Genomic DNA, 25,258 nt, shown 5'->3' with positions numbered 1-25,258 from the left:
TCCCGTGCAGCTGCAGAACCTTAACAAAGGCCTCTTCTGTCGTCATCTTCATCTGAATGATCTCCGCGCATAGCTAGGTGGAGCCGGGTTAACAGCCCGGCATTTGGATACGGTTTAGGCGCAAGGGACCGGGCGGCGTTAGGGCCAGAATTTGCGGCGGAATAGGTCCAGAGTCGCGTCAGATGGCACGAATCGCGTCGGCGATCAGTTTTATACCCGGCGCGATGCGGTCCTGCCGGATCGACGAATAACCGAGGCGATAGAAATTCTGCGGGCGGTCCGGCCCCGAAAAGAATGGCGCGCCGGGTTCGATATGGACGCTCTGGCCCTGTAACGATGTGGCCAGCCGGGTTGTGTCAACGTGCTCAGGTGCCGACATCCACAGCGAGGACCCGCCCAGAATGCCACGCCCGGCTACAGTCAGCCCGTGCTCTTCGACGGCGGTGTCCAGTGTCTCGCGCCGTCGCGCCAGAACCTTGGACATGCGCCGGATCTGCGCGTCGTAGTGGCCCAGCGACAGGAAATAGGCCGCCGTGCGCTGGATATGCCCCGGCGGGTGGCGCAGCACCAAAGACCGCAATGCGCGGGCTTCGCGGATAAACGGCTCGGATCCGACCATGTAGCCAAGCCGCAATCCCGGAAACAGCGATTTCGAGAAGCTGCCCACATAAATCACCCGCCCGTCCCGGTCCATCGACTTCAACGCCGGGGAGGGCGCGCCCAGAAAGGCCAGTTCGAATTCATAGTCATCCTCGACCACCATCGCGTCCAGGTCGCGGGCGCGCTCCAGCAGTTTGGTTCGGCGATCCACGGACATGGTCGAGGTTGTGGGGCTTTGGTGACTGGGCGTGGTGAAGATGACGTCGGTGTCGTCGGGCAGCGCGTCCGGCGGCAACCCGTCGTGATCAACCGGTAACGGGGCGACGTTGCAATCCCAAACCTCCAACAGGCTACGCAGGGCGTAATAGCTCGGGTCTTCTATCACTGCCGTCCGGTTGTGGGTCAGCAAGATGCGCGAGGCCAACCACAGCGCGTTCTGCGCGCCCATGGTGATCAGAATCTCTTCGGGGCGGGCTGCGATGCCGCGGCGGGGCAGGGTGTGGCGGGCGATAAACTCGACCAGCAGCGGATCGTCCTGATCGACGTAATCGGCGGTCAGGGAATCGAAATCCTTGTGACCCAGCGCACGCACGGCGCAGAGGCGCCAGTTGGCGTGATCGAACAGGGTACGGTCGGCCTGCCCATAGATGAACGGATAACGATAGTCGCGCCAGTCGGCCGGTTTCGACAGCACGTCGCGCCCCGAAAACCGCCGGGCCAGCGCCGCGTCCCAGTCCACGGTTTCGGTGCCGCGCTGGACGGGGGAATATTTCGGCGGCACCGGTGCGTTTTGCGAAACATAGTACCCCGACCGGCCTTTGGCGGTGAGGTAGTCATTAGCCAGCAGTTCGGTATAGGCCAGCGTAACCGTGATCCGGCTGACACCCAGATGCGCCGCCAGTTTGCGGGACGAGGGCAGCTTTTCCCCGACATGGAATCTGCCGGACAGGATGCCCTCTGCGATCATCTGCTGGATCTGCGCCTGCAGCGTGCCTTGCCCGTTCAGCTCAAGAAAGAAAGTGTCGACCGATATTGCCATAGGGTCTTATAGATTGGACTTATGGGTTGGGCAATCTGGACTTACGCAATTCTCGAGATTTCGTGATGCGGGTAGTTGACCGCGAGATCTGATTGAACTAAATAACCAGAAATATAGTTTAATGGAGTAAGCGAGATGTGGGAAACCGCTGCAGCAGGATTTTCGGCCATGGGCTCCGAGGCCCGGCTTAAGGTTCTGAGGACGTTGGTCCGGGCCGGGCAGGCCGGTCTTACGGTTGGCGAGATACAGGAGAGGACGGGGATCGCCCCGTCGACCCTGGCGCATCACCTACGGTTTCTGGCCGCCGGTGGCGTGGTCGAGCAAGAGAAAGTCGGGCGCAGCACGATCAACCGCGCCTGCTATGACGAGTTGAGAAATCTTGCGCAGTTCATTCTTGCCGAATGCTGCGCGGACGAAGTGGGAAAGGCCGCAAACGATGGCTGATTTGACACAAAATCCCAAAGTGCCTGTAAGGGTGCTTGAACTGATCAAGACTCCATGGGCGTTGATTGTGGCGATTCTGGCGGCCGTTGCGGTTCTGGACCCCGGCAACTGGACCGAGGTCGTGACCTTTGCCGGAAAGGCGCTGGCCCATACCGGCCAATACATCCTGTTTGCCGTTCTTTTGCTGTCCTACCTCAAGGCGACCGGGGCGGAAGTCATGGTCGCGCGCGCCTTTGAGGGGCGCGAGACGCGGATGATCTTTCTTGCGGCACTGTTCGGCGGGTTGGCGCCGTTCTGTTCCTGTGAGGTCATTCCGTTCATCGCCGGTTTGTTGGCGCTTGGCGCGCCGCTCTCTGCGGTGATGGCGTTCTGGCTCAGCTCTCCGCTGATCGATCCGCCAACCTTGCTGATCACGGCAGGCGCGTTAGGGTGGCCGTTTGCCATCGGTAAAGCCGTCGCGGCCGTCGCGCTGGGTCTGTTCGGGGGCTTCGTCGTGCGTGGCCTGATGCGCTCCGGTGCATTTGCCCAACCTCTGCGCGAGTATAAACCGGCTGGCTGCTGCGGATGTGGCCCGATAAAGGATGACAAACCGGTCTGGCGCTTCTGGCAGGAGCCCGAGCGCCGTCAGCGGTTCCGGTCCGAGTTTGTTCACAACGGGATGTTTCTGCTGAAATGGCTGGCACTGGCCTATGTGCTCGAGGCGCTGCTGGTCAGCTATGTTCCGGCCGATCTGATTGCCCGCGTGGTTGGCGGTGAAGGTGTCGTACCCATCGTGATTGCCGCACTGGTGGGGATGCCAGCCTATCTGAACTCGTACGTCGCGCCGCCGCTGCTGGCCGGGCTGACGGAACAGGGGATGAGCGCGGGGGCAGCGATGTCCTTCATGGTCGCAGGCGCGGTCAGCTCAATCCCGGCGATGGCGGCGGTCTGGTCGCTGGTCAAGCCGCGTGTTTTTGCTACCTATCTGGGGCTTGGGATCACAGGCGCGATCATCGCGGGGATTCTGTTTCAGATGATCTGAAGGAAAAACCGCCCGGTGTAACCACCGGGCGGTTTTGCTTATTGGTTGGCCTCGCACAGACTCGGCAGTTTGAACCTGTATCGCGGCTCACCACTTTCCAAGTAGACACGTTTTTCCACGCAGGCCGTTACGCCAACGGTTCGAGCTATATGTTCTTTGGATTCGTTAATTGAGGTGGCTGAGCCATCAGGTAACTGAACAGAGGCAATGACGCCGTACTTCAGATCCCCATTCACGGGAGTCGCCGAAAGAACGGAAACGGTCAGATACGAATCGTGTTCGTGTTCGCCACTGTCGTTGAACACCAGCAGTGAGGTCGCAATTGCAACGGTGCCAACGACGCCCGCAACGAGCAGGCCCCAGGTCTTCAGGAAGGCATAGATCGATACGGCACGGTGCGGGCCGAAGAATTTAGACAGGATGTTCAGCATGGTTTGTCTGTAAAAAAGCCCCGGTCTGATCGATCCGGGGCTGTCTGTGCGTTAGGGGCGCAGATCGTCTTCGTCTTCGTCCTCGGCCCCGCCCTTGGGCAGGTTGAAGAAGCTGTCGGCGTCGATGATCGGCTCTTCTTCGGCCTCTTCTACCGGATCGTCGGACAGTGAGAACGTCTCCAGACCCTCGATGGCGGTCGGGATCTTGGGCGCGGCGTCCATTTCCAGCGATTGCTCGGTGGACACCAACTTGCGACGCTCGTCATCGCTCATGACGCCACCTTCAGCGGCTTTCTTGGCAGCGGCCTTCTGAACAATGGCGTCCAGTTCCGACTGTTTACACAGGCCCAGCGCAACCGGGTCGATCGGCTGCATGTTGGCGATGTTCCAATGGGTGCGCTCGCGGATCGACTGGATGGTCGGCTTGGTGGTGCCGACCAGCTTGGCGATCTGACCGTCGCTGAGTTCGGGGTGGAACTTGACCAGCCACAGGATCGAGTTCGGACGGTCCTGACGCTTGGACAGCGGAGTATAACGCGGGCCGCGGCGCTTTTCCTCGCCCGCAGCGGCGGCATTGAACTTGAGCTTCAGCTTGTGCAGCGGGTTGTTCTGCGCCTTGTCGATTTCTTCCTGGGTCAGCTGGTTGTTGGCGATCGGGTCGAACCCCTTTACGCCTGCGGCCACGTCACCATCAGCGATGCCCTGCACCTCAAGCTCGTGCATCCCTACGAAATCCGCGATCTGCTTGAAGCTGATCGTGGTGTTGTCCACCAGCCATACGGCCGTTGCCTTGGCCATAAGCGGTTTTGCCATCAGCCCGTCTCCTATAAATACATTTGTCCCGTCGCCGGAATTCGGCGGCCCCGTGGTCTTGGGGCAGGTTTCCGTTGTCGGGGAACTTGGCCCGTATATAGTCGCGGCACGGCAAGAAGGGAAGAGGCGAATGCGCAGCGCGGTTTTGGGGCTGTTTTTGTGGGGGTTCAGCGCGATGGCGGCGCTGGCCGATGGCGAAAAGGCCGGGGAGTTCGACTATTACGTTCTGTCGCTCAGCTGGTCGCCCAACTGGTGCGCCCGTGAAGGCGATGCGCGCGGGTCGGACCAATGCGATGCGCGGCACGATCACGGCTGGGTATTGCACGGGCTCTGGCCGCAATACCATCAGGGCTGGCCTGCCTATTGCCGCACGCCCGAGGCACCGCCGTCGCGCGCCATGACCCGCGATATGGCTGATATTCAGGGATCACCGGGCCTTGCGTGGCACCAGTGGAAAAAACACGGCACCTGTTCCGGCCTCAGCGCGGCTGACTATTTTGCGCTGTCTCGGCAAGCCTATGAGGGCGTTCAGCGGCCGCCCGTGTTCCGCAAGCTGGATTCTACAGTCAAACTGCCCGCCTCGGTGGTGGAGGACGCCTTTTTGAAAGCCAACCCCACGTTGGAGCGGGACACGATCACCATAACCTGCAAACAAGGCTACATCGAAGAGGTGCGCCTGTGCCTGTCCCGCAATCTTGAACCGGTGCCCTGCGGCAGGGACGTAATCCGCGACTGCACGGCCAAAGACGCGCTATTCGATCCGATTCGTTAGAGTTTCCGGTTCTGGCAGTCCCGCGCATACTCTAGCGCTTTGGCGGTACCTTTGAGGTCAATCGCCATCACCACCTCACCTGCCGGGTTGTAGACGGTCATCGACTTATTCTGCGCAATTGCGTTGACGAAATTCCGGTCGGTAAAGAACACAGTCGCCCCAGGCACGCTGCCCTGATTGAACCCAATAGCTGTGGCGTCAAAGCTCTTGCCATCCAGATCAAACCGGATCGGATAGCTTTTGCCTTGCTCGATATCGCCCCAGGCTTTGTTGTAAACGGCGAAATACCCGCGATTGTCCAAAGCGTCATAGCCCAGCCGCACCACCGAGAGGTCCTGATATACCGTCTGGATCAGGCACCCATTGCCGAGCGCGGGGTCCATCATGATGTTCCAGCCTTCGACAAATCCCTTGTCGACGAGTTCCTGCGAAAAAGCGGCGGTTGCTGTAAAGGCGGCCAGCGTTAGGGCGAAAAGGCGTTTCATAACTGTTCCCAATATCAAATGGATAAGGTCACAGCCATAGTACACGCAGCGTGCAGGAGGCAAAGGCCATTCTTGATTGATGTGGCCGCGAACAAAGACCTATGTGTGTTGCGGAACCCGGCTATGTCTCGCCGGGCGAGCGCTTGAAACTCGGCTGCGGCACAATAGTTTTCGCTCCATAAAATTAAGGAGCGCGCCATGCCGCAACATCCAAGAACATTCTCTCACATCGGATTGTCCGTCCCAAACGTTGACGAGGCCGTAAAATTCTACTCTGAAGTCCTTGGTTTTTACGTAATCATGCCACCGACGGACGTGGTAGAGGATGATACGGATATCGGTGTCATGTGTACTGATGTGTTTGGTCCGGAATGGAAAAAACTACGTATTGCGCATCTCGCTACTGCTGATCGGATCGGGTTCGAACTTTTCGAATTTCACGGGAATTACGTTCCTGAAAACAATATCGATTTTCGGCAGAATGGTACGTTCCATTTTTGCGTTCAGGACCCAGATGTCGAAGGCCTTGTAGAAAAAATCGTGGCCGCAGGTGGCAAACAACGGATGCCGATCCGATACTATTACCCCGGAGAGAAACCATACCGTATGGTCTACGTTGAAGACCCCTTTGGCATTGTCTTCGAGATTTACAGCCACTCTTATGAATTGACCTATTCGTCGGGAGCTTACACCTGACAAACTGGGCAGATTCCGGTGTAAAACTGGAACAGGTAAAGGTGTGTTCTGGTTACCGTCGTATCGCGGTACTCAGAGTTCTTTTCGGGCTCTTAGCGCCGCCGTAATCGTCCCGTCATCCAGATAATCCAGCTCACCGCCAATCGGCACGCCTTGCGCCAGAGAAGTCAGGCGAACCTGCCCTTCCAACTGATCGGCGATGTAGTGCGCCGTGGTCTGGCCGTCGACTGTGGCATTCAGCGCGAGGATGATCTCTGTGATCCCTTCGGCCATGACCCGATCTTTCAGTCGGGGAATGCGCAGTTCGTCCGGGCCGACGCCGTCCAGCGCCGACAACGTACCGCCCAGCACGTGATAGCGGCCTTTGAACACGCCCGCGCGCTCCATCGCCCAGAGGTCGGCGACGTCCTCGACCACGCACAGTTCTCCGGTTGCGCGATCTTCGCTGTCGCAGATGTCACAGATGTCTGTTGTGCCGACATTGCCGCAATTCAGGCATTCGCGGGCGGTGATGGCCACCTGCTGCATGGCGTCCGAAAGCGGCGTCAGCAGCAGGGCGCGTTTGCGGATCAGGTGCAGTACCGCGCGACGGGCCGAGCGGGGGCCGAGGCCAGGCAGCTTGGCCATCAGGTCGATCAGGTTGTCGATATCGCTGTTCGAACTCACTGCGGATGCTCCTGCAAAAGGGCCGGGCAGGGGTGCCCGGCCGGTATTCCGTCAGGAGTGTCTATCAGAACGGCAGTTTGATGTCTGCGGGCAGACCCATGCTTTCGGTCAGTTTCGCCATCTCGGCCTGAGAACGCTCGGCCGCCTTGGTCTGTGCGTCCTTGATGGCTGCCAGGATCAGGTCCTCGACCACTTCCTTGTCGTCGCCATTGAAGATCGACGGGTCGATATCCAGACCTTTGAGTTCACCTTTGGCGGTGGCGGTTGCCTTGACCAGGCCTGCACCGGATTCGCCGACAACCATCAGGTTGTTCAGCTCTTCCTGCATTTCGGTCATCTTGGTCTGCAAATCCTGCGCGGATTTCATCATCTTGGCCATATCGCCCAGACCGCCGAGTCCTTTGAGCATCGTATTTCTCCTGTGTATCGGTTTGCCGCCTAAATACGGCTGCCGTCCGCGCGGCACAAGGGGCCAGGATGTTCCCGTCCGTCGTCAAGGTCTTTGGCAAGACCTTTCCTCCCGCGGGCCGCTCAGGGGTATCGGCGTCAGCCGATGGCCCGTGGCGGGCGCGGGAGAGTTTCGTGGAGGGTTTGCGTTAGTCTTCCTCGAACGGGTCCCATTCGTCTTCGACCTCGGGCAGGGCTTCGGTTTCGACCTTGGCTGCGCGTTCTTCCGGTGTTTCGATCCGTTTGATACGCGCTTTCGGGAATTGCATGAGCACGGCCTGAACCAAAGGGTGCTGCTCGGCCTGCGCTTTCAGGGCCAGATCGGCCGCGTCACGAACCTCGGCGATGGTCGCGGCATCTCCGTCGGCGACGATGGACACCGCCCAGCGGTTTCCGGTCCACCGCTGCAATGCGGAGCCGACCCGGGCGGCCAGATCGGTGGGGGCGTTGTCTGTAGGTGTGAATTCGATCCGACCGGGTTGGTAGGACACGAGGCGGACACCGTTTTCAACCTCAACCAACAGTTTCACGTCGCGGTTTGTCCGGATCAGTTCGACGACATGGTCAAAGCTGGGATACCGCGCTAGGGCTGCCTGAGTGTCGTGGGCCAACGCGGCGGTTGGCGCACTAGCCGGGCCGCGCGTGGTCGGGGCGAACGAAGCAGGAGCTGGCTGAGCAGGCGCATGGGACGGCACGGCCATGCCGCCACCGGGGCCTCCGTTTGGTGGCGGCGGCGGTGCATCCTGCAGCCGTTTGATCAGTTCTTCCGGGCTGGGCAGGTCGGCCACATGGGTCAGGCGGATCACGGCCATTTCGGCGGCCATCATCGCATTCGGAGCTGCCGAGACCTCTTCCAGCGCTTTCAGCAGCATCTGCCACATCCGTGTCAGAACCCGCATGGGCAGGGCCTCGGCCATCTGTTGTCCGCGGGCGCGCTCATCCGGTGCAACGGTCGGGTCTTCGGCCGCATCCGGGGTGATTTTCACAACCGAGATCCAGTGCGTGATCTCGGCCAGATCGCGCAGTACCGCCAGCGGGTCAGCGCCCTCGGCATATTGTGCGCTCAGTTCGGTGAGGGCGCCCGCCGCGTCGCCGCGCAGGATCATGTCCATCAGGTCCAGCACCCGCCCGCGATCGGCCAGGCCCAACATTGCGCGCACTTGGTCTGCGCTGGTTTCCCCGGCCCCGTGTGAGATTGCCTGATCCAACAGAGAGGTCGCATCCCGCGCTGACCCTTCGGCCGCGCGGGTGATTAGCGCCAGCGCGTCATCGGCGATCTGAGCGTTCTCTGCCGTTGCGATCTTGTTGAGCAGGCCGATCATGTCCTCTGGCTCGATCCGGCGCAGATCGAAGCGCTGGCAGCGGGACAAGACGGTTACCGGCACTTTGCGAATCTCGGTGGTGGCGAAGATGAACTTTACATGCTCGGGCGGTTCCTCAAGCGTCTTCAGCAGCGCGTTGAACGCGCTGGTCGACAGCATGTGGACCTCGTCGATGATGTAGATTTTGTAGCGGGCAGAGGCAGCGCGATAGCGGACACTGTCGATGATCTCGCGGATATCGTTCACGCCTGTGCGACTGGCGGCGTCCATCTCCATCACGTCGACATGGCGGCCTTCCATGATGGCCAAGCAATGCTCGCACTGACCGCAGGGTTCTGTGGTCGGCTTGCCTTCGCCATCGGGGCCGATGCAGTTCATGCCCTTGGCGATGATCCGCGCCGTAGTAGTTTTGCCGGTGCCGCGAATACCGGTCATGATGAAGGCCTGCGCGATCCGGTCGGCTTCGAACGCGTTTTTCAGCGTGCGCACCATGGCGTCCTGACCGACAAGGTCGGCAAAGGTTTCAGGGCGGTATTTGCGGGCAAGAACCTGATAGGCGGGGCTGGGCGTGTCGTTCATGTCTGCTCTGTCGGATTCGGGTTCCGATGCAGCGTAGAGCCCCCCGCCGCCCGCGTCCACATCCCCCTTGGCGAATTTCCGTTTGCGTCGCAGTTTATGTACCGTAAGCGCGTATCAAGAGGGGGCATCTGGTGAAACTGTTTGCAATTCATCCCGTGCAGGTGGGGAACGGTACGGTTTCCCTGTCACCATTGCCGGGGCGCGCCGGTAATTACAGGCAGGATTTCCACATCATCCGCGACTGGCAGCCCGATCTGGTGATTTCCATGACCACCGAAGGTGAGATGCTGCAGGAGGGCGCCGCCGGGTTTGGCGATGACCTGCGCGCCGCGGCAATCGGCTGGGCGCATCTGCCGGTCACAGATTTTGGCGCGCCCCCGCCGGAGGTTCAGGCCGCATGGCCCGAAGTCAGCGCGGCGGCGGCACAGATTCTGGCCGGCGCTGGTCGCGTGCTGGTGCATTGCCGGGGCGGTTGCGGTCGGTCCGGGATGGTTGCCCTGCGGCTTATGATCGAACATGGCGAACGCCCTGAGGCAGCGCTGAAACGCCTGCGCGCCGTGCGGCCCTGTGCAGTCGAGACCTACGGCCAGTTTGACTGGGCTGCGCAGGCGACCAGCACCCGACGGGACAGCTAACTCAGAGCGCCGCGTGCTGTTCTGGGTGTGCAACCGGGCTTGGAGCCAGCGTCGAAACCTCAAGCATCGCGCAGGGTGGGTGAGCTAGGACATCGGCGGGCAGAGACCTGAACGTATCCGTGAACATCATGTCTGCATAACTATCAAGAGAATCGGTAGAGACATCCGGCTCCGCGCCGCAATAGACCCGAATTTGATCCTGTCGCGCACGAAAGCGGGCGGTGCAGCCTTCGGGGCAATGGCTCAGTTCGCTGCTGCCTTCGACCTGAAAATCTGGTGTTGTGGCAGGTGCGGCGGTCTCAATCGCCTGTGTGATGACACGCGCGACCTGTGCCAGTGCCGGGCAGGTCTTGCCGGTGCGTTGGCACACGGTGGCCGAAAATTCGTGTGTTTTTGTCTTCCAGATCATGGTGCGCCCTCCGCGCGCAGGACGGGGGCGTAGAACAGGTGTGACAGCGTACTGACGACCTGCCCGGACACCCCGCCCGAGTTTCGGTTTTGCTTTGATGGCAGGTCTCCTGACTTGCGGGTCATCGCTTTGCCGACCTTCCCAGCCATTCGGCCAGTGGTGTTTCGGCATTGCTCACCGCTTACAGTTGCGGGGGCAGTCGCGGCCTTGGTTCAATCTGGCATAGCCAGGCAGAACCGCACCGTGTTCCCTTTTCATCCCGCCCCGGGATCGGGGTCGAGAACCATCACGTCATCGCTAGCGGGTGTGGGCGGCACGAGTCAAGCGGGCAATTTGCGCGGTCAGGTGGACGTGTGGTCATGCACGGCCACTGTTGACTTGTGGCGGCAAACACGGAGGACTGTAGAAAGTGAACCAATCGGTTCAATGCCCGGAGCCCGTACCATGCTGGACACTACACAGACCGTATCGACCGAAGATTTCCAGTTTCCGTCCGGCACAGGCACCTTGTCTGCGCGCCTGTATCTGCCAGCCTCTGCGCCCCGGGTGGCGGTGGCCATTCACAGCGCCACCGGTGTGCCGAGAGATTACTACCAGCATTTTGCCCGCTGGCTGGCTGCCGAACAGGAGATGGCCTGCCTGACCTATGACTACAGCGATTTTGGCCATTCTCTGAACGGATCGCTGAAAGCATCGCGGGTCAAGATGGCGGATTGGGCCTTGATCGACATGCCTGCGGCCCGGGCTGAGATGCGCCGCAGGTTCCCCGGCGCGCAGCAGTGGAGCATAGGCCATTCCGTTGGTGGAATGCTTGGGCCAATTCAGCCGGACATCGATCAGATCGATCGCATGATTTGTGTCTGCGCCGGCCCGGTGACGGTGTCGGATCACCCCTGGCCCTACCGTGCGCTGGCTTTGCTGTTTTGGTACGGCCACGCGCCCTTGGCGGTGAAAACCTTGGGATATCTTCCGGGCAAAGCGTTGGGGTTCGGGGCGAACCTGCCCGCAAGTGTCTATTGGCAGTGGCGTCGGTGGTGCACCGCGCCGGGCAACTACCTGCCCGAAATTGGGGTGAGCCTGCCCGAGGCGCGCTGGGCCCAGTCAGAGACGCCCGTGGATCTGTTCACTTTCGAAGATGACGATCTTGTCCCGCCCGCAGCGGTTTGGCGGTTGGCTGATCTGTACGGGCCGCATGCACGCCGCAACCTGCTTTCACCCGGTGAATTTGGCCTGTCGGAAGTTGGGCATATCGGTGCCTTCGCCCGCCGCAGCGCCGCCGTCTGGCCCCGGCTGATCGCATAACACTGCCGGTCTACATTCTCTATCGGGAAGAAGTGAGAGGTTGGACATCGACCCAAGCGGGGCTCGTTGTGGCTGCTTCCTTCCGGACCTGACCAGGTTGGCGAGGCGCTCGCCCGCGCCAACCTCTCAACGGTCGATATAGGCAACAGGCGCGGAAAAGACAACCCGTCAGAGCGCCAAACGGATCAGCAAAAAGCCCTTATCATCTTCTCCGACCAGTTGAGGGTTGTATTCCTCAAGTTCGGCCAGGTGATCCCGGGCTTTCGAACCGGTTCTGAGCAAAGCTGTCGCCCCGGGCAGTGGGGCAAAGTGAAAGGGGTGGGGCGCATTTTCCAATGGGTCCCGGGGCAGAATGCCCGAGACATAGTCCTGCAGTATCTGCTGGATGGGTCGGGCAGGCAGCGGGATCGGTTTGGCACGGTCGATGAAAGGGAAATGCCCGCCCCCATTGGCGCGATAGTTGTTGAGGGCGACAACAAAGCGTTGATCAGAGACCACAGGATACCCCTCGAATCGGATATCGCGAATGCGGCGATGTGCGGGGTTGGTCACATGACCAGCAGCATCAAAGCGCGCAGGCTGCGATAGGTCGATCTGATAGCTCAGCCCCTGCAGAACATCGAAATTATGCCCTGCGCGACTTGGATCGACCAGATCGATTTCGCAGTCTGGTTTTAACTGGTTGAAAACGCCTGCCGACATTTCGAGCCAATCGCCGATTTGCGTTCCATCGACGACAACGGCCTGTAATTCGTTGGGAAATATGTACAGATCACTGATATGGCGCAGGAAGACCTGACCGGGAGGTACATCTGTAAAAAAACGTGGCCCGGCGCGCCCTCCGAATTTTGAAGGGGCCACCGCGGACAGAAGGGGCAGCTCTGCCATGGGCGTTCCCTGCAAATACAAGCGCAGGGCCGCCGCCTGCGCCGCTGCGGCAAGAACAAGCCCTCTATCCGGAGCGCAAAAGCTGAAATAGCTGTGAAGATGCTGGTTGGTCCGTCCCACCGGTTGTGCCGTGCGGTTTCGGGTTTCCGAATGGCATTTGGAGAATAGGTTGAACAAATCGGGGTTTTCCGAAACCGGCTCGGCCGTGCCGTCAAGCCGGGTCGGGCAAACCGAGCGCAATTCGGTGCTTTGGTCCTGAATTGTCCACTTGCCGTCATTCGCCTTTTGGAGTTTCAGATCTATTAACCCCAGATTTGACCCTGCCGCGCCCGGCATGACCACCGGCTTCCCATGTACCTTTCCCAGGGTGGCCTCAACATGATCCAGCCCCTCATGCGCGGGGCCGGGCAGCGTCAGGTGGGAATGTCCGGCGATCAGGGCGTCGATTCCGTCAATGGCGGCCATCGGTATGATCGCGTTTTCCATTTCAGGTTCCGCATTGGGTGACCCCAATCCTGTATGCGCGAGGGCAATGATCAGATCGCAGTTTTCCGCCTGCAAGTCCTGCACCATTCTGCCCGCACAGGTCAGGATGTCGTCTATGATGACTTTGTTCTGAAGCCGGTGCGCCTCCCATTGGACGGTTTGCGGTGGAAGAACCGAGAAAATCCCGATCTTGAGAGAGACCTGTTGGTCATGGGAGCGGACCGGGCGGGTCAGGATCGCGCGGCTTTGCCACAAAGGATCGGCATCCTGTCGGTGTACGTTGCTGCACACCACCGGGCAGGGTGAGTCGGCCAGAATATGATCCAGAACTTCCAGTCCAAAGTCGAAATCATGGTTGCCTAAACCTATGGCGTCATAGCCCAGATTGCCAAAGGCCCGCATCAGGATATGCGGCGCATTGGACCGTTCAACCGCCCATTCCCCGATCGGAGTGCCTTGCAAGGAATCTCCGTTATCGAACAGCAAAACAAGGGCGCCCTCCTCTTCTGCTTCGGCCCGTGCGTCCCGAATCAGGGTGGCTGTGCGTGTGAACCCGATTGTGGGCTCGGGGGCGTCTGAATGGTAATCGAAGCCGTTCAGATTCATATGCAGATCGGAGGTTGCCAGAATCCGTATCTTCAATTCGGTGACGGATGGGGGAGCAGAGTGAGTCAAATTTCTACTTTTGGCAGCTATATGTAATTTAACTTCTCTAAAAAACATATTGGATGCAACTTGTATGGCTTGCCTGCGGTCATTTGACGACCTCAGGTTTCGGATGTTGGAAATTGCCATTGCAACAGCTGTGCAGCCGTGGCAGCCCTTTGCCGACGATCCAAAGGAACTATGATGAAACACGCAGAACTCGTGACGTTTGGCGGCTCGGGCCTTGATCGCGCAGCGCATATCCGGGGGGATGCTGATCAGCTTGCGCAGATGCGTGCCCACCCGCAGGCGTCGTGCCTGCTGCTGTGGCGCGGCAAACCGCTGGTTCAGGGCGAGGGGCTGGATCGGCTGGGCCTGATCCCCATGACTCACGGGCTGGTTGAAAACGGTCCGGGCGGCAGTATTGAAGAACCTGTTTTCCTGGGTCTTTCGGACGATGATCCTGTCTTTGCGCTGGATATCTCGAACTGGTCACCCGAAGGGTTGGACATGTCGCAGGTGGGGGCGTTTGTAGATCCGTCCGAACAGCAACATCCAGATCTGCCGCAAGGCCATGTCTTTGCCGAGCTGCGTCGTATCATGACCCGCTTGTCCGCCCGCGATGCGGAACTGGCTGCGGCGGCCAAAGCGGTGATCGGATGGCACGAAACCCATCGCTTCTGCGCGCGCTGCGGCGCTGCCAGCGAGGTCTCGCAGGCCGGGTGGCAGCGCAGTTGCCCGTCTTGTGGAGGGCAGCATTTTCCCCGCACCGATCCAGTGGTCATTATGCTGATAACACACGGGGATTCGGTGCTGATGGGGCGGTCGCCGGGCTGGCCCGAGGGGATGTACTCGTTGCTGGCCGGTTTTGTTGAGCCCGGAGAAACGTTGGAAGCCGCGGTTCGGCGCGAAGTTATGGAAGAAGCAGGTGTGCCCGTTGGTGCGGTCAGTTACCTGTCCAGCCAGCCTTGGCCGTTTCCGGCCTCGCTTATGTTTGGCTGCGCCGGTGAGGCGCTGTCGCGCGAGATCACCATCGATCCGGTGGAAATCGAAGACGCCATGTGGGTTAGCAAGCCCGAAATGATGCAGGCTTTTGCGGGAGAACATCCGAAGCTGTTGCCAGCCCGTAAAGGGGCCATTGCGCATTTTCTATTGCAAAACTGGCTTGCGGATACGCTGGACTGACAGATACTGAGCCCATAGCGAAGAGAACCACAAACAGTCATGCAGTTTACAGCGCGCGAAGATATCGAAGCTCCTATCAACGTAGTATTCGAGATGGTCGCCGATTTTGAGCGGTTCGAACGTATGGCGATGCGTCGCGGGGTCGAAGTACGGCGTTTGTCGGGTCACATGGGGGTGGTGCCCGGTACGCAGTGGGAAACTGTATTCAAACTGCGCGGCAAGCCTCGCCACATCGCGATTGAAATGGCCGAATGCGACCCGCCGTCTCTGTTGCGGTTCGAAGCGATCAGCAAAGGTATGAACGGGGTGACAATCGTTGAATTCCTCGCTCTGTCGCAACGCCGCACACGCCTGAGCATTGACATGTCGCTGGCCGCCAGATCACTGCCGGCGCGGCTGTTGCTGCAGTCTCTGCGGCTGGGCCAGTCACGGTTCCGGCGGCAGTTTCAGCTGCGTCTCAGCGAATTTGCCCGGGAAATGGAAGAGCGCCATTTGCATGGGAGCTGAATGGTCTACGGGTTCAGAGTAAGTGGATCAGGATGGAAAATCTGGTTATTCGAAAGGCCGTTTTGAGTGATGCCGAAGCCCTTTCTGAGGTGCTGGAAGAGCTAACAGTCGCTGGAAAACGCACACGGCCTAGCGATGTGGATTTTGTTAGGGCGAATTATATCGCTGACCCAGATAGCATTCGATGCACAGTGGCGGTTCTGAATGCACAATTGGTAGGGCTTCAATCGCTTAAACGGGCGGTTGAAAGAAATCCCTATGGCGTATCCGTCGGCTGGGGTGTCATTGGGACGCATATTCGCCCGTCAGCGGCACGTTTGGGGATCGGGCGGGCCCTGTTTCGGGAAACGCTATTGGCGACACTGGCCGCAGGGCTTTCACATATCGATGCAACTATCGGTGCCAGGAATGCCGAGGGTCTGGCCTACTATGAGGCGATGGGGTTCGTCGACTATCGGCAGTCCGCAGGCACTGTTTCCAAGAAATTCGCCGTGTAACGACCAAAACGTTTAGCCGCGAGGGTGGGCCGCAGGATAGACGCCCAGCACCTCGACGTTAGTGGTGAAGTGCTCAAGCTCGTCCATCGCCAATTGCACATTGTGGTCGTCTGGGTGCCCCACGATATCGGCGTAAAACTGCGTCGCGGTGAACGAGCCATCGACCATATAGCTTTCCAGCTTGGTCATGTTGATGCCGTTTGTAGCAAAACCACCCAACGCCTTGTATAGCGCCGCCGGTATGTTGCGGACCTGAAAGACGAAACTGGTGATCATGCCATGCGGTCCGCGCCGTGACAGGTCCGACTGGCGCGACATGACCAGAAAGCGGGTAGTGTTGTTGTCCTGATCTTCGATGTGGCGGGCCAGAACATTCAGCCCATAGATTTCCCCGGCCAGTTCACTCGCCAGTGCCGCCGAATACAGATCACCCTGTTCTGAAACTTCTCGTGCGGCGCGGGCGTTGTCGGGGCTGACGCGGCCACGTATGTTGTGTTCTTTAAGAAACCCGGCACATTGCGGCAGCAGGACCAGATGCGAATGGGCCTCGGTGATATCGGCCAGAGTCGCACCGGGCACCGCCAGCAGGTTGATGTGCACGCGCACGAAGGCTTCATCAATAATATGCAACCCGCTATGCGGTAGCAGCCGGTGAATGTCGGCCACCCGGCCATAGGTCGTGTTTTCAACCGGCAGCATCGCCAGATCCGCTTCGCCTGAGCGAACCGATTCGATCACATCCTCAAACGTGCGGCAGGGCAGGGCCTCCATATCGGGGCGTGCATTGCGGCAGGCCTCGTGACTATAGGCACCGGGTTCTCCCTGAAATGCGATACGATTGGTCATTTGATCGATTCCGTGCAACAAGTTCCAGAATTGGGCGTTTAGTCGCGGTGTCTATACCTTGCCTCTTGCGAGGGGAAGCCTTAGACACCCCGCAGACAGCTGAAATGGACACGCGATCAATGTTCGACACGATGACAGTTACCAAGGCCGCCGCAGGCCTGTTTGGCACCTTCCTGGTGTTGCTTCTGGCCAAATGGGGCGCCGAGGCGCTGTACCATGCCGATGGGCATGGCGAGACCGCCTCTTACATCATCGAAACCGAAAGCGCGGGTGAAAGCGCCGACGGTGAAGAGGTGGTATTCGAAGACATGCTGGCCGCCGCCGACCCGGACAAGGGCGCAAAAGTATTCCGCAAGTGCACGGCTTGCCACAAGCTGGAAGACGGCGCAAACGGCACTGGCCCCTACCTGTACGCGATTGTGGATCGTCCGGTGGCATCGGCCAAGGGTTTCACAGGCTATTCAGCGTCGATGCAGGCCCATGGCGGCAACTGGACGCCCGAAGCACTGGATGCGTTCCTGACCCGCCCCAGCGCCTATATCTCGGGTACCTCCATGAGCTTTGCGGGTTTGAAAAAACCGCAGGAGCGCGCCGATCTGATTGCTTACCTGCAGACCATCGGCAACTGATCCTTTGATCAACCGCACTGAATTTCAAAGCCGCTGCCCCGTGCAGCGGCTTTATTTTTGTTTAAGGACATCTTCACAAAGCGTTCACGCATTCTAAACTTGAACCTGACAGTGCTGGTCATTTAGCTGACACGCATAAGATTAAAGGCAGAGGCCAAGCAGGGGATGAGCAACATGAGATCCGCCAGAGTGACCGTACAGGCGCGCGCATTGGAATTCAGAGGTTTGATACATGCGTCGATGCTGGGGTTTCTTGTGATCCTCTTGGCGGCAACCCAGCTGTTTGCCGAAGAAAAGATCATTAAAAGCCACGGTTTTTCGGAATTTGGCGATCTGAAATACCCCGAAGGGTTTGCCCATTTCGACTACGTGAACCCGGATGCTCCGCGGGGCGGAGAGCTGTCCTATGCCGCTCAGGGCACCTTCGACAGTTTCAACCCGTTCACACGGCAAGGGCGCGCCGGCGCGCGGTCGGCGGATCAATACGAATCTCTTTTGGTTCCCTCATATGATGAACCCGCATCGTATTATGGCCTGCTTGCAGAGAGTCTTGAGTATCCGGAAAGCCAAGAGTGGGTGATTTTCAACATGCGCCCCGAGGCACGATTTTCTGATGGTACTCCCGTAACCGCCGAAGACGTCGTATTTTCCCACAACTTGCTGCTGGATCAGGGGCTGAAGTCCTACGCGGATGCCGTCCGCAAGCGTATCCCGCGCGCCGAGGCGTTGGATGACCACACGGTCAAGTTCTACTTTGCGCCGGATTTTCCGCGCCGAGCGCTGATCTCGCAGGTGGGCGGAACGCCGGTATTTTCCAAAGCGTGGTTTGAAGCGGACCCCGAGAACCGCCGTCTGGACAAATCCCGCCTGGTGCCAGGCATCGGTTCAGCCCCGTATCTTCTGGACAATTACGACATCAACCGGCGCATCGTATACAAACGTAACCCGGGCTATTGGGGCGACCACGTCAATGTGAATGTGGGTCGCAACAACTATGACGCAATTCGGATCGAGTACTTCAGCGACTCGATCGCGGCGATGGAGGGGTTTAAGGCCGGTACGTTCACGCTGCGGCAGGAAAATAACTCGAAAAGCTGGGCGACTGCCTATGATTTCCCTGCGATTGCAAATGGCTCTGTTGTTCGGGCCGAACTTGAGGATGGCAATGTACCGACGGCATCGGGCTTTGTCATGAACCTTGACCGCCCGCAGTTTCAAGACCCCCGCGTACGCGAAGCGGTCCAGCTTGCCTATAACTTCGAATGGACCAATGAAAGCCTGCAATACGGACTGTTCCAGCAACGTAGTTCGTTCTGGGAAGGCACGCATCTTGAGGCCACTGGCTTACCGGAAGGGCGTGAGCTTGAGGTGCTGCAAGCCCTCGGTGACGCGGTGGACCCGGCGGTTCTAACCGAAGAGCCTGTTGCCGCGCACGAATCTCGTCCCGGGCGCCAAAATGATCGCCGGAATCTGCGCGCAGCGATGGAATTGCTGGACGACGCTGGTTGGCTGGTTGGTGACGACGGCATTCGCCGTAACGCAAATGGTGAAGTGCTGTCGATTGAGTTCCTGTCGGATCAACCGACTTTGGACCGGATCATCCAACCCTTCGTGGATAACCTACGCGCCATGGGTGTGGATGCGGTTTACAACCGCGTCGACAACGCTCAATTCACGCTGCGCCGTCGCGACCGGGATTTCGACATGATCGTTGGCGGCTATCCGTCCTCGCTGCAGCCTTCGACCGGTCTGTATCAGCAATTCGGAACCGAGGCGGCCTCGTATTCCGTGTTCAACCCGTCGGGCGCGCATGGCCCCGACATCGAACCGCTGATCGACAACATCGTCGCCGCAACCGAAAGCGAGGAGCTTTTCGCCAATGTTCGCGCGCTGGACCGTGTGCTGCGTGCCAAGCGGATCATGGTGCCCACGTGGTATCTGGGTAAATACTGGGTCGCGTATTGGGATATGTATGAATACCCGGAAAACCTGCCGCCCTATGACTTGGGCGTCCAGGACCTGTGGTGGATCAACGCCGAGAAAGAAGCCGAGTTGAAGTCCTCGGGCGCGTTGAGGTAATCCGCCCCCATGGGAGCATATATTCTAAGACGCCTGTTGCTGGTCATCCCAACCCTGCTTGGGATCATGATCGTCAACTTCACGCTGGTTCAGTTCGTCCCCGGCGGCCCGATTGAACAGATCATCGCCCAGATGGAGGGCGGTGGTGACGTGTTCGAAGGTATTGCCGGAGGCGGCAGTGATATCGAGCAGCAGACTGGCGGCGTGAATGACCGCTATGTTGGTGCGCGTGGCCTGCCGCCGGAATTTATCGAAGAGCTTGAGAAAGAGTTCGGCTTCGACAAACCTCCGGTAGAACGGTTCCTTGATATGATGGGCAACTATCTGACGTTGGATTTTGGTGAGAGCTATTTCCGCTCGATAAGCGTGATCGATCTGGTGCTGGAAAAGATGCCGGTGTCGATTTCTCTGGGCCTGTGGTCGACGCTGATCGCCTATCTAGTGTCGATCCCGCTGGGTATTCGCAAGGCGGTCAAGGATGGATCGCGCTTCGATACGTGGACCAGTGGTATGATCATCGTGGCCTACGCCATCCCCGGCTTTCTGTTCGCGATCCTGCTGCTGGTGTTGTTTGCCGGTGGGTCTTACTGGCAGATTTTCCCGCTGCGGGGGCTGACCTCGGACAATTGGGACAGCCTCAGCCTGTTTGGCAAAATCGCCGACTATTTCTGGCACATCACCCTGCCGGTTATTGCCCTGACCATTTCCGCCTTTGCGACGCTGACTCTGCTGACCAAAAACTCGTTCCTGGATGAGATCAAGAAGCAATACGTCATGACCGCTCGTGCCAAGGGGCTGAGTGAAAGTAAAGTGCTGTATGGCCATGTCTTCCGCAACGCGATGCTGATCGTGATCGCGGGCTTTCCCGCGGTGTTCATCGGCGTGTTCTTCAGCGGCTCGATCATCATCGAAACCATCTTCTCGCTGGATGGATTGGGCCGTTTGGGTTTCGAGGCCGCCGTGGCGCGGGACTACCCGGTGATCTTCGGGACGTTGTTCATCTTCGGCCTGATGAGCCTTGTCGTCGGTATCATCAGCGACCTGATGTATGTGCTGGTCGACCCGCGCATCGATTTCGAAAAGCGGGAGGGGTAAATGGCACTGTCCCCACTCAACCAGCGTCGCTGGCGCAACTTCCGCCGCAACGGTCGAGCATTCTGGTCGCTGATCATATTCTCGGTGCTGTTCGGTCTGTCGCTGTTTGCCGAGTTCATCGCCAACGACAAACCGATCCTGGTGAAATACCGGGGTGAATTCTACACGCCGATCTTCAATTTCTACCCGGAAACTGAGTTCGGCGGCGATTTCCAGACGGAAGCAATCTATCGCGACCCCGAGGTGCAGTGCCTGATCGACAGCGGCGGGATCGAAGACTGTTTCGATGACCCCGAAGGCATCATTGATGAGATCAAGGCCGGGACCTATCAAACCGATGGGTTTGAACGCGGCTGGGCGATCTGGCCGCTGATCCCGTATTCCTTCAACACGAGTGTCGATCGCCCCGGGGCTGCGCCTCTGCCACCCAACGGACAGAACTTGCTGGGCACGGATGACACTAAACGCGATGTGCTGGCACGGGTGATCTATGGCTTCCGCCTGTCGATCCTGTTCACGCTGATGGTCACGGGGGCGGCCAGTATCGTAGGCATCTTCGCCGGGGCCATTCAGGGCTTTTTCGGCGGTTGGCTGGACCTCGTGTTCCAACGCATCATCGAAATCTGGTCGGCCACGCCGTCGCTTTATGTGATCATCATCATGTTCGCGATTCTTGGGCGAAGCTTCTGGCTGCTTGTGGCGTTGATGATCCTGTTCAGCTGGACCGGATTGGTGGGGGTTGTACGGGCCGAGTTCCTGCGGGCCCGAAACCTGGAATACGTCCGCGCGGCGCGGGCGCTGGGCGTGGGCAACATGACGATCATGTTCCGTCACATGCTGCCGAACGCTATGGTTGCCACGCTGACCTTCATGCCGTTCATCGTGACCGGCACGATTGCGGGTCTGGCCTCATTGGACTTCTTGGGCTTCGGCCTGCCATCCTCGGCCCCGTCGCTGGGTGAGCTGACCTTACAGGCAAAACAGAACCTGCAGGCGCCGTGGCTGGCCTTCACCGCGTTCTTCACATTTGCCATCATGCTGTCGCTGCTGGTCTTCATCTTTGAAGGCGTACGCGACGCGTTTGATCCCAGAAAGACCTTCTCATGAGCTTGCTGGAAGTGAACAACCTCAAGGTCTCTTTCCGGCAGGACGGACAGATCAGCGCGGCGGTCAAGGGCGTGTCCTTCACCGTCGATCGCGGGGAAACCGTGGCTCTGGTGGGTGAATCCGGTTCGGGTAAGTCCGTCACCGCCCTGTCCACCGTGTCGTTGCTGGGCGACAGTGCCATTGTCGAGGGCTCGGTGAAATACGATGGCGACGAGATGATCGGCGCCTCGCAGAACAAGCTGATGGATGTGCGCGGCAACGACATCAGCTTTATCTTCCAAGAGCCGATGACCTCACTGAACCCGCTGCACACAATCCAGAAGCAGATGGCCGAGTCGCTGGCCCTGCATCAGGGGCTGACCGGTGACGCAGCGCGGGAACGCATTGTCGAACTGCTGACCAAGGTCGGCATCCGTGATCCGCGCGAGCGGCTGGACAGCTATCCGCATCAACTGTCTGGCGGGCAGCGGCAGCGGGTTATGATTGCCATGGCACTGGCCAACAAGCCGGATATTTTGATTGCGGATGAACCCACGACAGCGCTCGACGTGACTATTCAGGCGCAGATTTTGGAACTGCTGGCTGAGCTGCAGAAATCCGAAAACATGGGAATGCTGTTCATCACCCACGACCTTGGAATCGTGCGGCGCATTGCCGACCGGGTTTGCGTGATGAAGGACGGTGAGATTGTCGAAACCGGTGCCACCGCCGAGATTTTCGACAACCCGCAACACCCCTATACGCGCAAGCTGCTGGGGGCCGAACCTTCGGGTCATCCTGACCCGGTCGCGCAGGATGCAGAAGAGGTCGCCCGAACCAACCATCTGAAAGTCTGGTTCCCGATTCAGCGCGGGTTCCTGAAACGGACCGTGGGCTATGTGAAGGCGGTCAACGACGCGACGCTGAGCGTTCGTGCCGGTGAGACGCTGGGTATTGTCGGGGAAAGCGGCTCGGGCAAGACGACGCTGGCGCTGGCGATCATGCGGCTTATTGCGTCCGAGGGCGGAATCACCTTCCGCGACAAGGATGTGCGCCGCTGGTCCACGCGACAGCTGCGGCGGCTGCGCAAGGACATGCAGATTGTGTTTCAGGATCCGTTCGGCAGCCTCAGCCCGCGGATGACCTGCCAACAGATCATTGCCGAGGGGCTGGCAATCCACAAGGTCGACCCCCACCGCGCCCCGCGTGAACTGGTCGCCGAAGTGATGACCGAAGTGGGTTTGGACCCAGCGGCGATGGACCGTTACCCGCACGAGTTCTCAGGTGGGCAGCGCCAGCGTATTGCGATTGCACGTGCAATGGTGCTGCGGCCCAAACTGCTGGTTTTGGACGAACCGACCAGCGCGCTGGATATGACGGTTCAGGTGCAAATCGTTGATCTGCTGCGTGACCTGCAGCGAAAATACGGGTTGGCTTACCTGTTTATCAGCCATGACCTTAAGGTCGTGCGTGCCATGTCCCACAAGGTGATCGTGATGCGGAACGGTGATGTGGTTGAAATGGGTACTGCTGAGGATCTGTTCGAAAACGCCCAGACAGACTATACCCGCGAGTTGATTGCGGCGGCGGGCTGACCTCAGCCCGCCACGTCGTTTCAGGCGTTAGCCGTTTCTTTTGAGGCTGATTTCGGTACCGGCCCGCGCAGTTCTTCGTAGTGATCGAAGCTCAGCTTCACCCAGCCGGTGCCGCGCGTGGCGCTGGCGAGGGTGCGGTGCAACTCGTCCTCGGCTACAGCGGGAAGCTGGGCGTTGAAAATCTCCCAGCCCGAGGCGTTGGGGTTGCCTTCAAAGCCCAGAACCTGACCCTGCAAAGAACTGATGGTCGGAACCAGATCGCCGACGAAATCCGAGGGCAGGTGAATCTCAGCGGTTAGGATGGGCTGCAGAACCACCGGCTTGGCCTGTGGCAACGCCTCACGCACGGCATTCTTGCCCGCAGTCCTGAAGGCATAATCCGAGCTGTCCACGTTGTGGTGCTTGCCATCGCTGAGTGTCACCTTCACATCGACCACCGGGAACCCTTCGGGCCCCTGCGCCAGCGCGTCCTTGGCGCCGTGTTCAACCGAGGGGATATAGTTCTTGGGCACCGCGCCGCCCTTGACGATCTCTTCGAACTGGAAGCCTGCCCCGCGCGGCATCGGTGAGACAGAGATCACCACATCGGCAAACTGCCCCGCGCCACCGGATTGCTTGCGGTGACGGTGGCGGTGTTCGACGGGTGCACGGATAGTTTCACGATAGGCGGTTTCGACCTGCTCGGTTGCGATCTCGATGCCGAAATCCTCGGCCAGCTTGGCGGTGACGCGCCGCATGTGCTGCGGCCCTTGTGAGCCCAGAATGGCATGGCCGCTCAACTCATCCTGTTCCAGATGTAGGCCGGGGTCGATCTCGACCAGACGGGTCAGGGCGTTCGACAGGCGGACGTCGTCGCGTTCATGGGCCGGGGACACGATTTGACGGAAGGCGATGGGATGAGAAGACGCCCATTCCGGCAGCGGTGTCGCCTCGGTACTGTCATAGAGATTGCCAGGGTTCAGGTGGTCGGATTTCACCGCCAGTCCGATTTGTCCGGCGGGCAGGTCCGCGATCTGCGTCTTGGCGTCCAGCGTGGTGAGGTTTCCGACAGTCTCACCGCCGAGATTCTCATGCGCTTTCACGCCATCGCCCAACCCACGCAGCACGACGATCTTGCCGATATGCTTCTTCACATCCGCAAACCCGGCAATGGCGCGGGCATTCTCGGCTGCCTCGTCACGATCCGCCGCGATGTTGAACTCGGGTGCCTCATGCCGAAGCGCCTTCATCAGACGGGTCAGGCCGTTGCCGTGGCTGGCCGCCCCCAGACAGGCCGGGATCAGTTGGTGGTTCTGCAGCACCTGTGCGGCCAGATCATAAACCTCGGCGCTGGGGGGCTGTTTGTCCTCGATCAGTTGTTCCAGCAGGTGATCGTCGAAATCCGACAGGGTTTCCAGCAACTCGGTGCGGGCCTCCTGTTCGCGGTCCTCGACTGATTGCGGCAGCTCGATCAGGGCCGAAGGCTGCCCTTCCTGGTATTTCCATGCTCGCTCCGAGATCAGATCGACCGCACCGATGATCGTGTCGCCTTCGCGGATCGGAACCTGCCGCAGGGCGATATGGTGAGAACAATAGGTCTGAAGCGCCGCGATGATGTCGCGAATCCGGCCATTCGGATTGTCCATACGGTTGATAAACAGGAAACAGGGAATGCCCGCCTCTTCAACCAGCCGCAGGTATGGGGCGCACAGAACTGCGGCGTTCGGGTCGGGTGGTACAACCACCACGGCGGCGTCTGAGATTGCCATGGCCGGGCCGACATAAGCCAGATTGTCGCCGCCGCCATCCACGTCGATGGCGCACCAGGGCTCGTCCAAGTAAGAAAAACCGTGCAAATGCACGGTTCCAGAAACATCAAATGTTGTGGGCCGCCCGTCGAGGCGGCTTATAGCCTCGACCAGAGTGGTTTTGCCCGATTGGCTGGGGCCGAGGACGGTGAAAACGCGCATAGGTGCTGTCCCTCTTTCAAATTGCAGATCGACTGCACGAAAAGGGTAGCCTTACGCGAATGCGTTGGCGCAATTGTCTGTTACTCGGCCTGCCTCAGGTGCGGGCGAGG

General features: G+C 59.4%; 26 protein-coding genes, 1 other RNA gene and 1 riboswitch. Of the genes, 14 read left to right on the top strand and 13 right to left on the bottom strand.

Annotated elements, in window-relative coordinates; all coding sequences use genetic code 11:
* Window positions 1-178 precede the first annotated feature (178 nt).
* Complete coding sequence (locus GOW98_RS20890; protein WP_170335673.1) at window positions 179-1,639, bottom strand: PLP-dependent aminotransferase family protein; 1,461 nt, start codon at window positions 1,637-1,639, stop codon at window positions 179-181.
* Window positions 1,640-1,774: 135 nt separating this feature from the next.
* Between GOW98_RS20890 and GOW98_RS20885 the strand changes: the two genes are divergently transcribed.
* Both GOW98_RS20885 and GOW98_RS20880 read left to right on the top strand, forming a co-directional pair.
* Complete coding sequence (locus tag GOW98_RS20885; RefSeq protein WP_058283064.1) at window positions 1,775-2,083, top strand: ArsR/SmtB family transcription factor; 309 nt, start codon at window positions 1,775-1,777, stop codon at window positions 2,081-2,083.
* Entirely contained in the window at window positions 2,076-3,104 is a 1,029-nt protein-coding gene (locus GOW98_RS20880; RefSeq protein WP_170335671.1) for a permease, read from the top strand. The genes GOW98_RS20885 and GOW98_RS20880 overlap by 8 nt, the downstream gene beginning before the upstream one ends.
* Window positions 3,105-3,142: 38 nt before the next feature.
* On the opposite strand, the gene GOW98_RS20875 is transcribed toward GOW98_RS20880, so the two are convergent.
* Together GOW98_RS20875 and GOW98_RS20870 are read right to left on the bottom strand one after the other, a co-directional pair.
* Window positions 3,143-3,535: a hypothetical protein gene (locus tag GOW98_RS20875; protein WP_170335669.1), complete on the bottom strand. Its 393-nt coding sequence runs from the start codon at window positions 3,533-3,535 to the stop codon at window positions 3,143-3,145.
* Between the two features lie 51 nt (window positions 3,536-3,586).
* Window positions 3,587-4,348, bottom strand: coding sequence for a DUF1013 domain-containing protein (locus tag GOW98_RS20870; protein WP_170335667.1), 762 nt, complete (start codon window positions 4,346-4,348; stop codon window positions 3,587-3,589).
* Between the two features lie 130 nt (window positions 4,349-4,478).
* Here GOW98_RS20870 and GOW98_RS20865 point away from each other — a divergent pair, with 130 nt between their 5' ends.
* Window positions 4,479-5,120 (top strand): ribonuclease T2 family protein, encoded by a 642-nt coding sequence (locus GOW98_RS20865; protein ID WP_170335665.1) that lies wholly within the window; start codon window positions 4,479-4,481, stop codon window positions 5,118-5,120.
* Here GOW98_RS20865 and GOW98_RS20860 read toward each other — a convergent pair.
* Window positions 5,117-5,605, bottom strand: coding sequence for a hypothetical protein (locus GOW98_RS20860; RefSeq protein WP_170335663.1), 489 nt, complete (start codon window positions 5,603-5,605; stop codon window positions 5,117-5,119). The genes GOW98_RS20865 and GOW98_RS20860 overlap by 4 nt on opposite strands.
* A gap of 198 nt (window positions 5,606-5,803) precedes the next feature.
* On the opposite strand from GOW98_RS20860, the gene GOW98_RS20855 reads away from it, so the two are divergent.
* Window positions 5,804-6,301: a lactoylglutathione lyase family protein gene (locus GOW98_RS20855; RefSeq protein ID WP_170335661.1), complete on the top strand. Its 498-nt coding sequence runs from the start codon at window positions 5,804-5,806 to the stop codon at window positions 6,299-6,301.
* Between the two features lie 72 nt (window positions 6,302-6,373).
* On the opposite strand, the gene recR is transcribed toward GOW98_RS20855, so the two are convergent.
* The 3 genes from recR to GOW98_RS20840 all read right to left on the bottom strand — a co-directional run bounded on the left by recR (window position 6,374) and on the right by GOW98_RS20840 (window position 9,315).
* The gene (gene recR, locus GOW98_RS20850) at window positions 6,374-6,967 is read right to left on the bottom strand and encodes a recombination mediator RecR (RefSeq protein ID WP_170335659.1); all 594 of its coding nucleotides are present in this window, start codon (window positions 6,965-6,967) and stop codon (window positions 6,374-6,376) included.
* A gap of 64 nt (window positions 6,968-7,031) precedes the next feature.
* Window positions 7,032-7,376, bottom strand: a complete 345-nt coding sequence (locus GOW98_RS20845) for a YbaB/EbfC family nucleoid-associated protein (protein ID WP_170328851.1) — start codon at window positions 7,374-7,376, stop codon at window positions 7,032-7,034.
* A gap of 187 nt (window positions 7,377-7,563) precedes the next feature.
* The gene (locus GOW98_RS20840) at window positions 7,564-9,315 is read right to left on the bottom strand and encodes a DNA polymerase III subunit gamma/tau (RefSeq protein ID WP_170335657.1); all 1,752 of its coding nucleotides are present in this window, start codon (window positions 9,313-9,315) and stop codon (window positions 7,564-7,566) included.
* A gap of 131 nt (window positions 9,316-9,446) precedes the next feature.
* Between GOW98_RS20840 and GOW98_RS20835 the strand changes: the two genes are divergently transcribed.
* Entirely contained in the window at window positions 9,447-9,950 is a 504-nt protein-coding gene (locus tag GOW98_RS20835; protein ID WP_170335655.1) for a protein-tyrosine phosphatase family protein, read from the top strand.
* A gap of 1 nt (window position 9,951) precedes the next feature.
* Here GOW98_RS20835 and GOW98_RS20830 read toward each other — a convergent pair whose 3' ends face one another.
* Both GOW98_RS20830 and GOW98_RS26125 read right to left on the bottom strand, forming a co-directional pair.
* Window positions 9,952-10,359 (bottom strand): hypothetical protein, encoded by a 408-nt coding sequence (locus GOW98_RS20830; protein ID WP_170335653.1) that lies wholly within the window; start codon window positions 10,357-10,359, stop codon window positions 9,952-9,954.
* The gene (locus GOW98_RS26125) at window positions 10,356-10,484 is read right to left on the bottom strand and encodes a hypothetical protein (protein ID WP_302479303.1); all 129 of its coding nucleotides are present in this window, start codon (window positions 10,482-10,484) and stop codon (window positions 10,356-10,358) included. The genes GOW98_RS20830 and GOW98_RS26125 overlap by 4 nt, the downstream gene beginning before the upstream one ends.
* A riboswitch (cobalamin riboswitch) is annotated at window positions 10,442-10,662 on the bottom strand. (Overlaps the previous gene by 43 nt.)
* Before the next feature lie 141 nt (window positions 10,663-10,803).
* On the opposite strand from GOW98_RS26125, the gene GOW98_RS20825 reads away from it, so the two are divergent.
* Window positions 10,804-11,661 carry an alpha/beta hydrolase family protein gene (locus tag GOW98_RS20825; RefSeq protein WP_170335651.1) on the top strand — a complete coding sequence of 286 codons (858 nt, stop codon included), beginning with the start codon at window positions 10,804-10,806 and terminating at the stop codon, window positions 11,659-11,661.
* Window positions 11,662-11,691: 30 nt separating this feature from the next.
* On the opposite strand, the gene ffs is transcribed toward GOW98_RS20825, so the two are convergent.
* Both ffs and GOW98_RS20815 read right to left on the bottom strand, forming a co-directional pair.
* Window positions 11,692-11,790: signal recognition particle sRNA small type (ffs, locus tag GOW98_RS20820), an RNA gene on the bottom strand.
* 39 nt (window positions 11,791-11,829) lie between these two features.
* The gene (locus GOW98_RS20815; protein WP_170335649.1) at window positions 11,830-13,758 is read right to left on the bottom strand and encodes a bifunctional 2',3'-cyclic-nucleotide 2'-phosphodiesterase/3'-nucleotidase; all 1,929 of its coding nucleotides are present in this window, start codon (window positions 13,756-13,758) and stop codon (window positions 11,830-11,832) included.
* A gap of 126 nt (window positions 13,759-13,884) precedes the next feature.
* On the opposite strand from GOW98_RS20815, the gene nudC reads away from it, so the two are divergent.
* Genes nudC through GOW98_RS20800 form a run of 3 tightly spaced genes read left to right on the top strand, consistent with a single transcriptional unit; the run spans window position 13,885 to window position 15,869 of the window.
* Complete coding sequence (gene nudC, locus GOW98_RS20810) at window positions 13,885-14,865, top strand: NAD(+) diphosphatase (RefSeq protein ID WP_170335647.1); 981 nt, start codon at window positions 13,885-13,887, stop codon at window positions 14,863-14,865.
* Between the two features lie 39 nt (window positions 14,866-14,904).
* The gene (locus tag GOW98_RS20805) at window positions 14,905-15,372 is read left to right on the top strand and encodes an SRPBCC family protein (RefSeq protein ID WP_170335645.1); all 468 of its coding nucleotides are present in this window, start codon (window positions 14,905-14,907) and stop codon (window positions 15,370-15,372) included.
* A gap of 32 nt (window positions 15,373-15,404) precedes the next feature.
* Complete coding sequence (locus GOW98_RS20800; protein ID WP_170335643.1) at window positions 15,405-15,869, top strand: GNAT family N-acetyltransferase; 465 nt, start codon at window positions 15,405-15,407, stop codon at window positions 15,867-15,869.
* Between the two features lie 12 nt (window positions 15,870-15,881).
* Here the strand turns inward: GOW98_RS20800 and GOW98_RS20795 are convergent, their stop codons facing one another.
* Complete coding sequence (locus tag GOW98_RS20795) at window positions 15,882-16,715, bottom strand: prephenate dehydratase (RefSeq protein ID WP_170335641.1); 834 nt, start codon at window positions 16,713-16,715, stop codon at window positions 15,882-15,884.
* Between the two features lie 119 nt (window positions 16,716-16,834).
* Here GOW98_RS20795 and GOW98_RS20790 point away from each other — a divergent pair, with 119 nt between their 5' ends.
* The 5 genes from GOW98_RS20790 (at window position 16,835) to GOW98_RS20770 (ending at window position 23,199) form a co-directional block, all read left to right on the top strand.
* Window positions 16,835-17,344: a c-type cytochrome gene (locus GOW98_RS20790; protein ID WP_170335677.1), complete on the top strand. Its 510-nt coding sequence runs from the start codon at window positions 16,835-16,837 to the stop codon at window positions 17,342-17,344.
* Between the two features lie 174 nt (window positions 17,345-17,518).
* The gene (locus GOW98_RS20785) at window positions 17,519-19,423 is read left to right on the top strand and encodes an extracellular solute-binding protein (RefSeq protein ID WP_170335639.1); all 1,905 of its coding nucleotides are present in this window, start codon (window positions 17,519-17,521) and stop codon (window positions 19,421-19,423) included.
* Between the two features lie 9 nt (window positions 19,424-19,432).
* Window positions 19,433-20,518, top strand: a complete 1,086-nt coding sequence (locus tag GOW98_RS20780; protein WP_170335636.1) for a microcin C ABC transporter permease YejB — start codon at window positions 19,433-19,435, stop codon at window positions 20,516-20,518.
* Complete coding sequence (locus GOW98_RS20775; protein ID WP_170335634.1) at window positions 20,519-21,625, top strand: ABC transporter permease; 1,107 nt, start codon at window positions 20,519-20,521, stop codon at window positions 21,623-21,625.
* Window positions 21,622-23,199 (top strand): ABC transporter ATP-binding protein, encoded by a 1,578-nt coding sequence (locus tag GOW98_RS20770; RefSeq protein ID WP_170335632.1) that lies wholly within the window; start codon window positions 21,622-21,624, stop codon window positions 23,197-23,199. The genes GOW98_RS20775 and GOW98_RS20770 overlap by 4 nt, the downstream gene beginning before the upstream one ends.
* A 20-nt stretch (window positions 23,200-23,219) precedes the next feature.
* On the opposite strand, the gene GOW98_RS20765 is transcribed toward GOW98_RS20770, so the two are convergent.
* Window positions 23,220-25,148: an elongation factor G gene (locus tag GOW98_RS20765; protein WP_170335630.1), complete on the bottom strand. Its 1,929-nt coding sequence runs from the start codon at window positions 25,146-25,148 to the stop codon at window positions 23,220-23,222.
* Between the last annotated feature and the right edge of the window lie 110 nt (window positions 25,149-25,258).

Source organism: Ruegeria arenilitoris, from assembly GCF_013032445.1.
Lineage (GTDB): Bacteria > Pseudomonadota > Alphaproteobacteria > Rhodobacterales > Rhodobacteraceae > Ruegeria > Ruegeria arenilitoris_F.
The sequence above is the reverse complement of the archived record's forward strand: the minus strand, read 5'-3'. Positions and strand labels throughout refer to the sequence as shown.

Excerpts from the sequence above, each read along its gene's own strand:
- GOW98_RS20890 (WP_170335673.1), bottom strand. The coding sequence starts at position 1,639 with ATGGCAATATCGGTCGACACTTTCTTTCTTGAGCTGAACGGGCAAGGC.
- GOW98_RS20870 (WP_170335667.1), bottom strand. The coding sequence starts at position 4,348 with ATGGCAAAACCGCTTATGGCCAAGGCAACGGCCGTATGGCTGGTGGAC.
- GOW98_RS20845 (WP_170328851.1), bottom strand. The coding sequence starts at position 7,376 with ATGCTCAAAGGACTCGGCGGTCTGGGCGATATGGCCAAGATGATGAAA.
- GOW98_RS20780 (WP_170335636.1), top strand. The coding sequence starts at position 19,433 with ATGGGAGCATATATTCTAAGACGCCTGTTGCTGGTCATCCCAACCCTG.
- GOW98_RS20800 (WP_170335643.1), top strand. The coding sequence starts at position 15,405 with ATGGAAAATCTGGTTATTCGAAAGGCCGTTTTGAGTGATGCCGAAGCC.
- GOW98_RS20875 (WP_170335669.1), bottom strand. The coding sequence starts at position 3,535 with ATGCTGAACATCCTGTCTAAATTCTTCGGCCCGCACCGTGCCGTATCG.
- GOW98_RS20805 (WP_170335645.1), top strand. The coding sequence starts at position 14,905 with ATGCAGTTTACAGCGCGCGAAGATATCGAAGCTCCTATCAACGTAGTA.
- GOW98_RS20840 (WP_170335657.1), bottom strand. The coding sequence starts at position 9,315 with ATGAACGACACGCCCAGCCCCGCCTATCAGGTTCTTGCCCGCAAATAC.
- GOW98_RS20880 (WP_170335671.1), top strand. The coding sequence starts at position 2,076 with ATGGCTGATTTGACACAAAATCCCAAAGTGCCTGTAAGGGTGCTTGAA.
- GOW98_RS20765 (WP_170335630.1), bottom strand. The coding sequence starts at position 25,148 with ATGCGCGTTTTCACCGTCCTCGGCCCCAGCCAATCGGGCAAAACCACT.
- GOW98_RS20795 (WP_170335641.1), bottom strand. The coding sequence starts at position 16,715 with ATGACCAATCGTATCGCATTTCAGGGAGAACCCGGTGCCTATAGTCAC.
- GOW98_RS26125 (WP_302479303.1), bottom strand. The coding sequence starts at position 10,484 with ATGACCCGCAAGTCAGGAGACCTGCCATCAAAGCAAAACCGAAACTCG.
- GOW98_RS20855 (WP_170335661.1), top strand. The coding sequence starts at position 5,804 with ATGCCGCAACATCCAAGAACATTCTCTCACATCGGATTGTCCGTCCCA.
- GOW98_RS20865 (WP_170335665.1), top strand. The coding sequence starts at position 4,479 with ATGCGCAGCGCGGTTTTGGGGCTGTTTTTGTGGGGGTTCAGCGCGATG.
- GOW98_RS20815 (WP_170335649.1), bottom strand. The coding sequence starts at position 13,758 with ATGTTTTTTAGAGAAGTTAAATTACATATAGCTGCCAAAAGTAGAAAT.
- GOW98_RS20790 (WP_170335677.1), top strand. The coding sequence starts at position 16,835 with ATGTTCGACACGATGACAGTTACCAAGGCCGCCGCAGGCCTGTTTGGC.
- nudC (WP_170335647.1), top strand. The coding sequence starts at position 13,885 with ATGAAACACGCAGAACTCGTGACGTTTGGCGGCTCGGGCCTTGATCGC.
- GOW98_RS20825 (WP_170335651.1), top strand. The coding sequence starts at position 10,804 with ATGCTGGACACTACACAGACCGTATCGACCGAAGATTTCCAGTTTCCG.
- GOW98_RS20770 (WP_170335632.1), top strand. The coding sequence starts at position 21,622 with ATGAGCTTGCTGGAAGTGAACAACCTCAAGGTCTCTTTCCGGCAGGAC.
- GOW98_RS20775 (WP_170335634.1), top strand. The coding sequence starts at position 20,519 with ATGGCACTGTCCCCACTCAACCAGCGTCGCTGGCGCAACTTCCGCCGC.
- GOW98_RS20860 (WP_170335663.1), bottom strand. The coding sequence starts at position 5,605 with ATGAAACGCCTTTTCGCCCTAACGCTGGCCGCCTTTACAGCAACCGCC.
- GOW98_RS20830 (WP_170335653.1), bottom strand. The coding sequence starts at position 10,359 with ATGATCTGGAAGACAAAAACACACGAATTTTCGGCCACCGTGTGCCAA.
- GOW98_RS20885 (WP_058283064.1), top strand. The coding sequence starts at position 1,775 with ATGTGGGAAACCGCTGCAGCAGGATTTTCGGCCATGGGCTCCGAGGCC.
- GOW98_RS20785 (WP_170335639.1), top strand. The coding sequence starts at position 17,519 with ATGAGATCCGCCAGAGTGACCGTACAGGCGCGCGCATTGGAATTCAGA.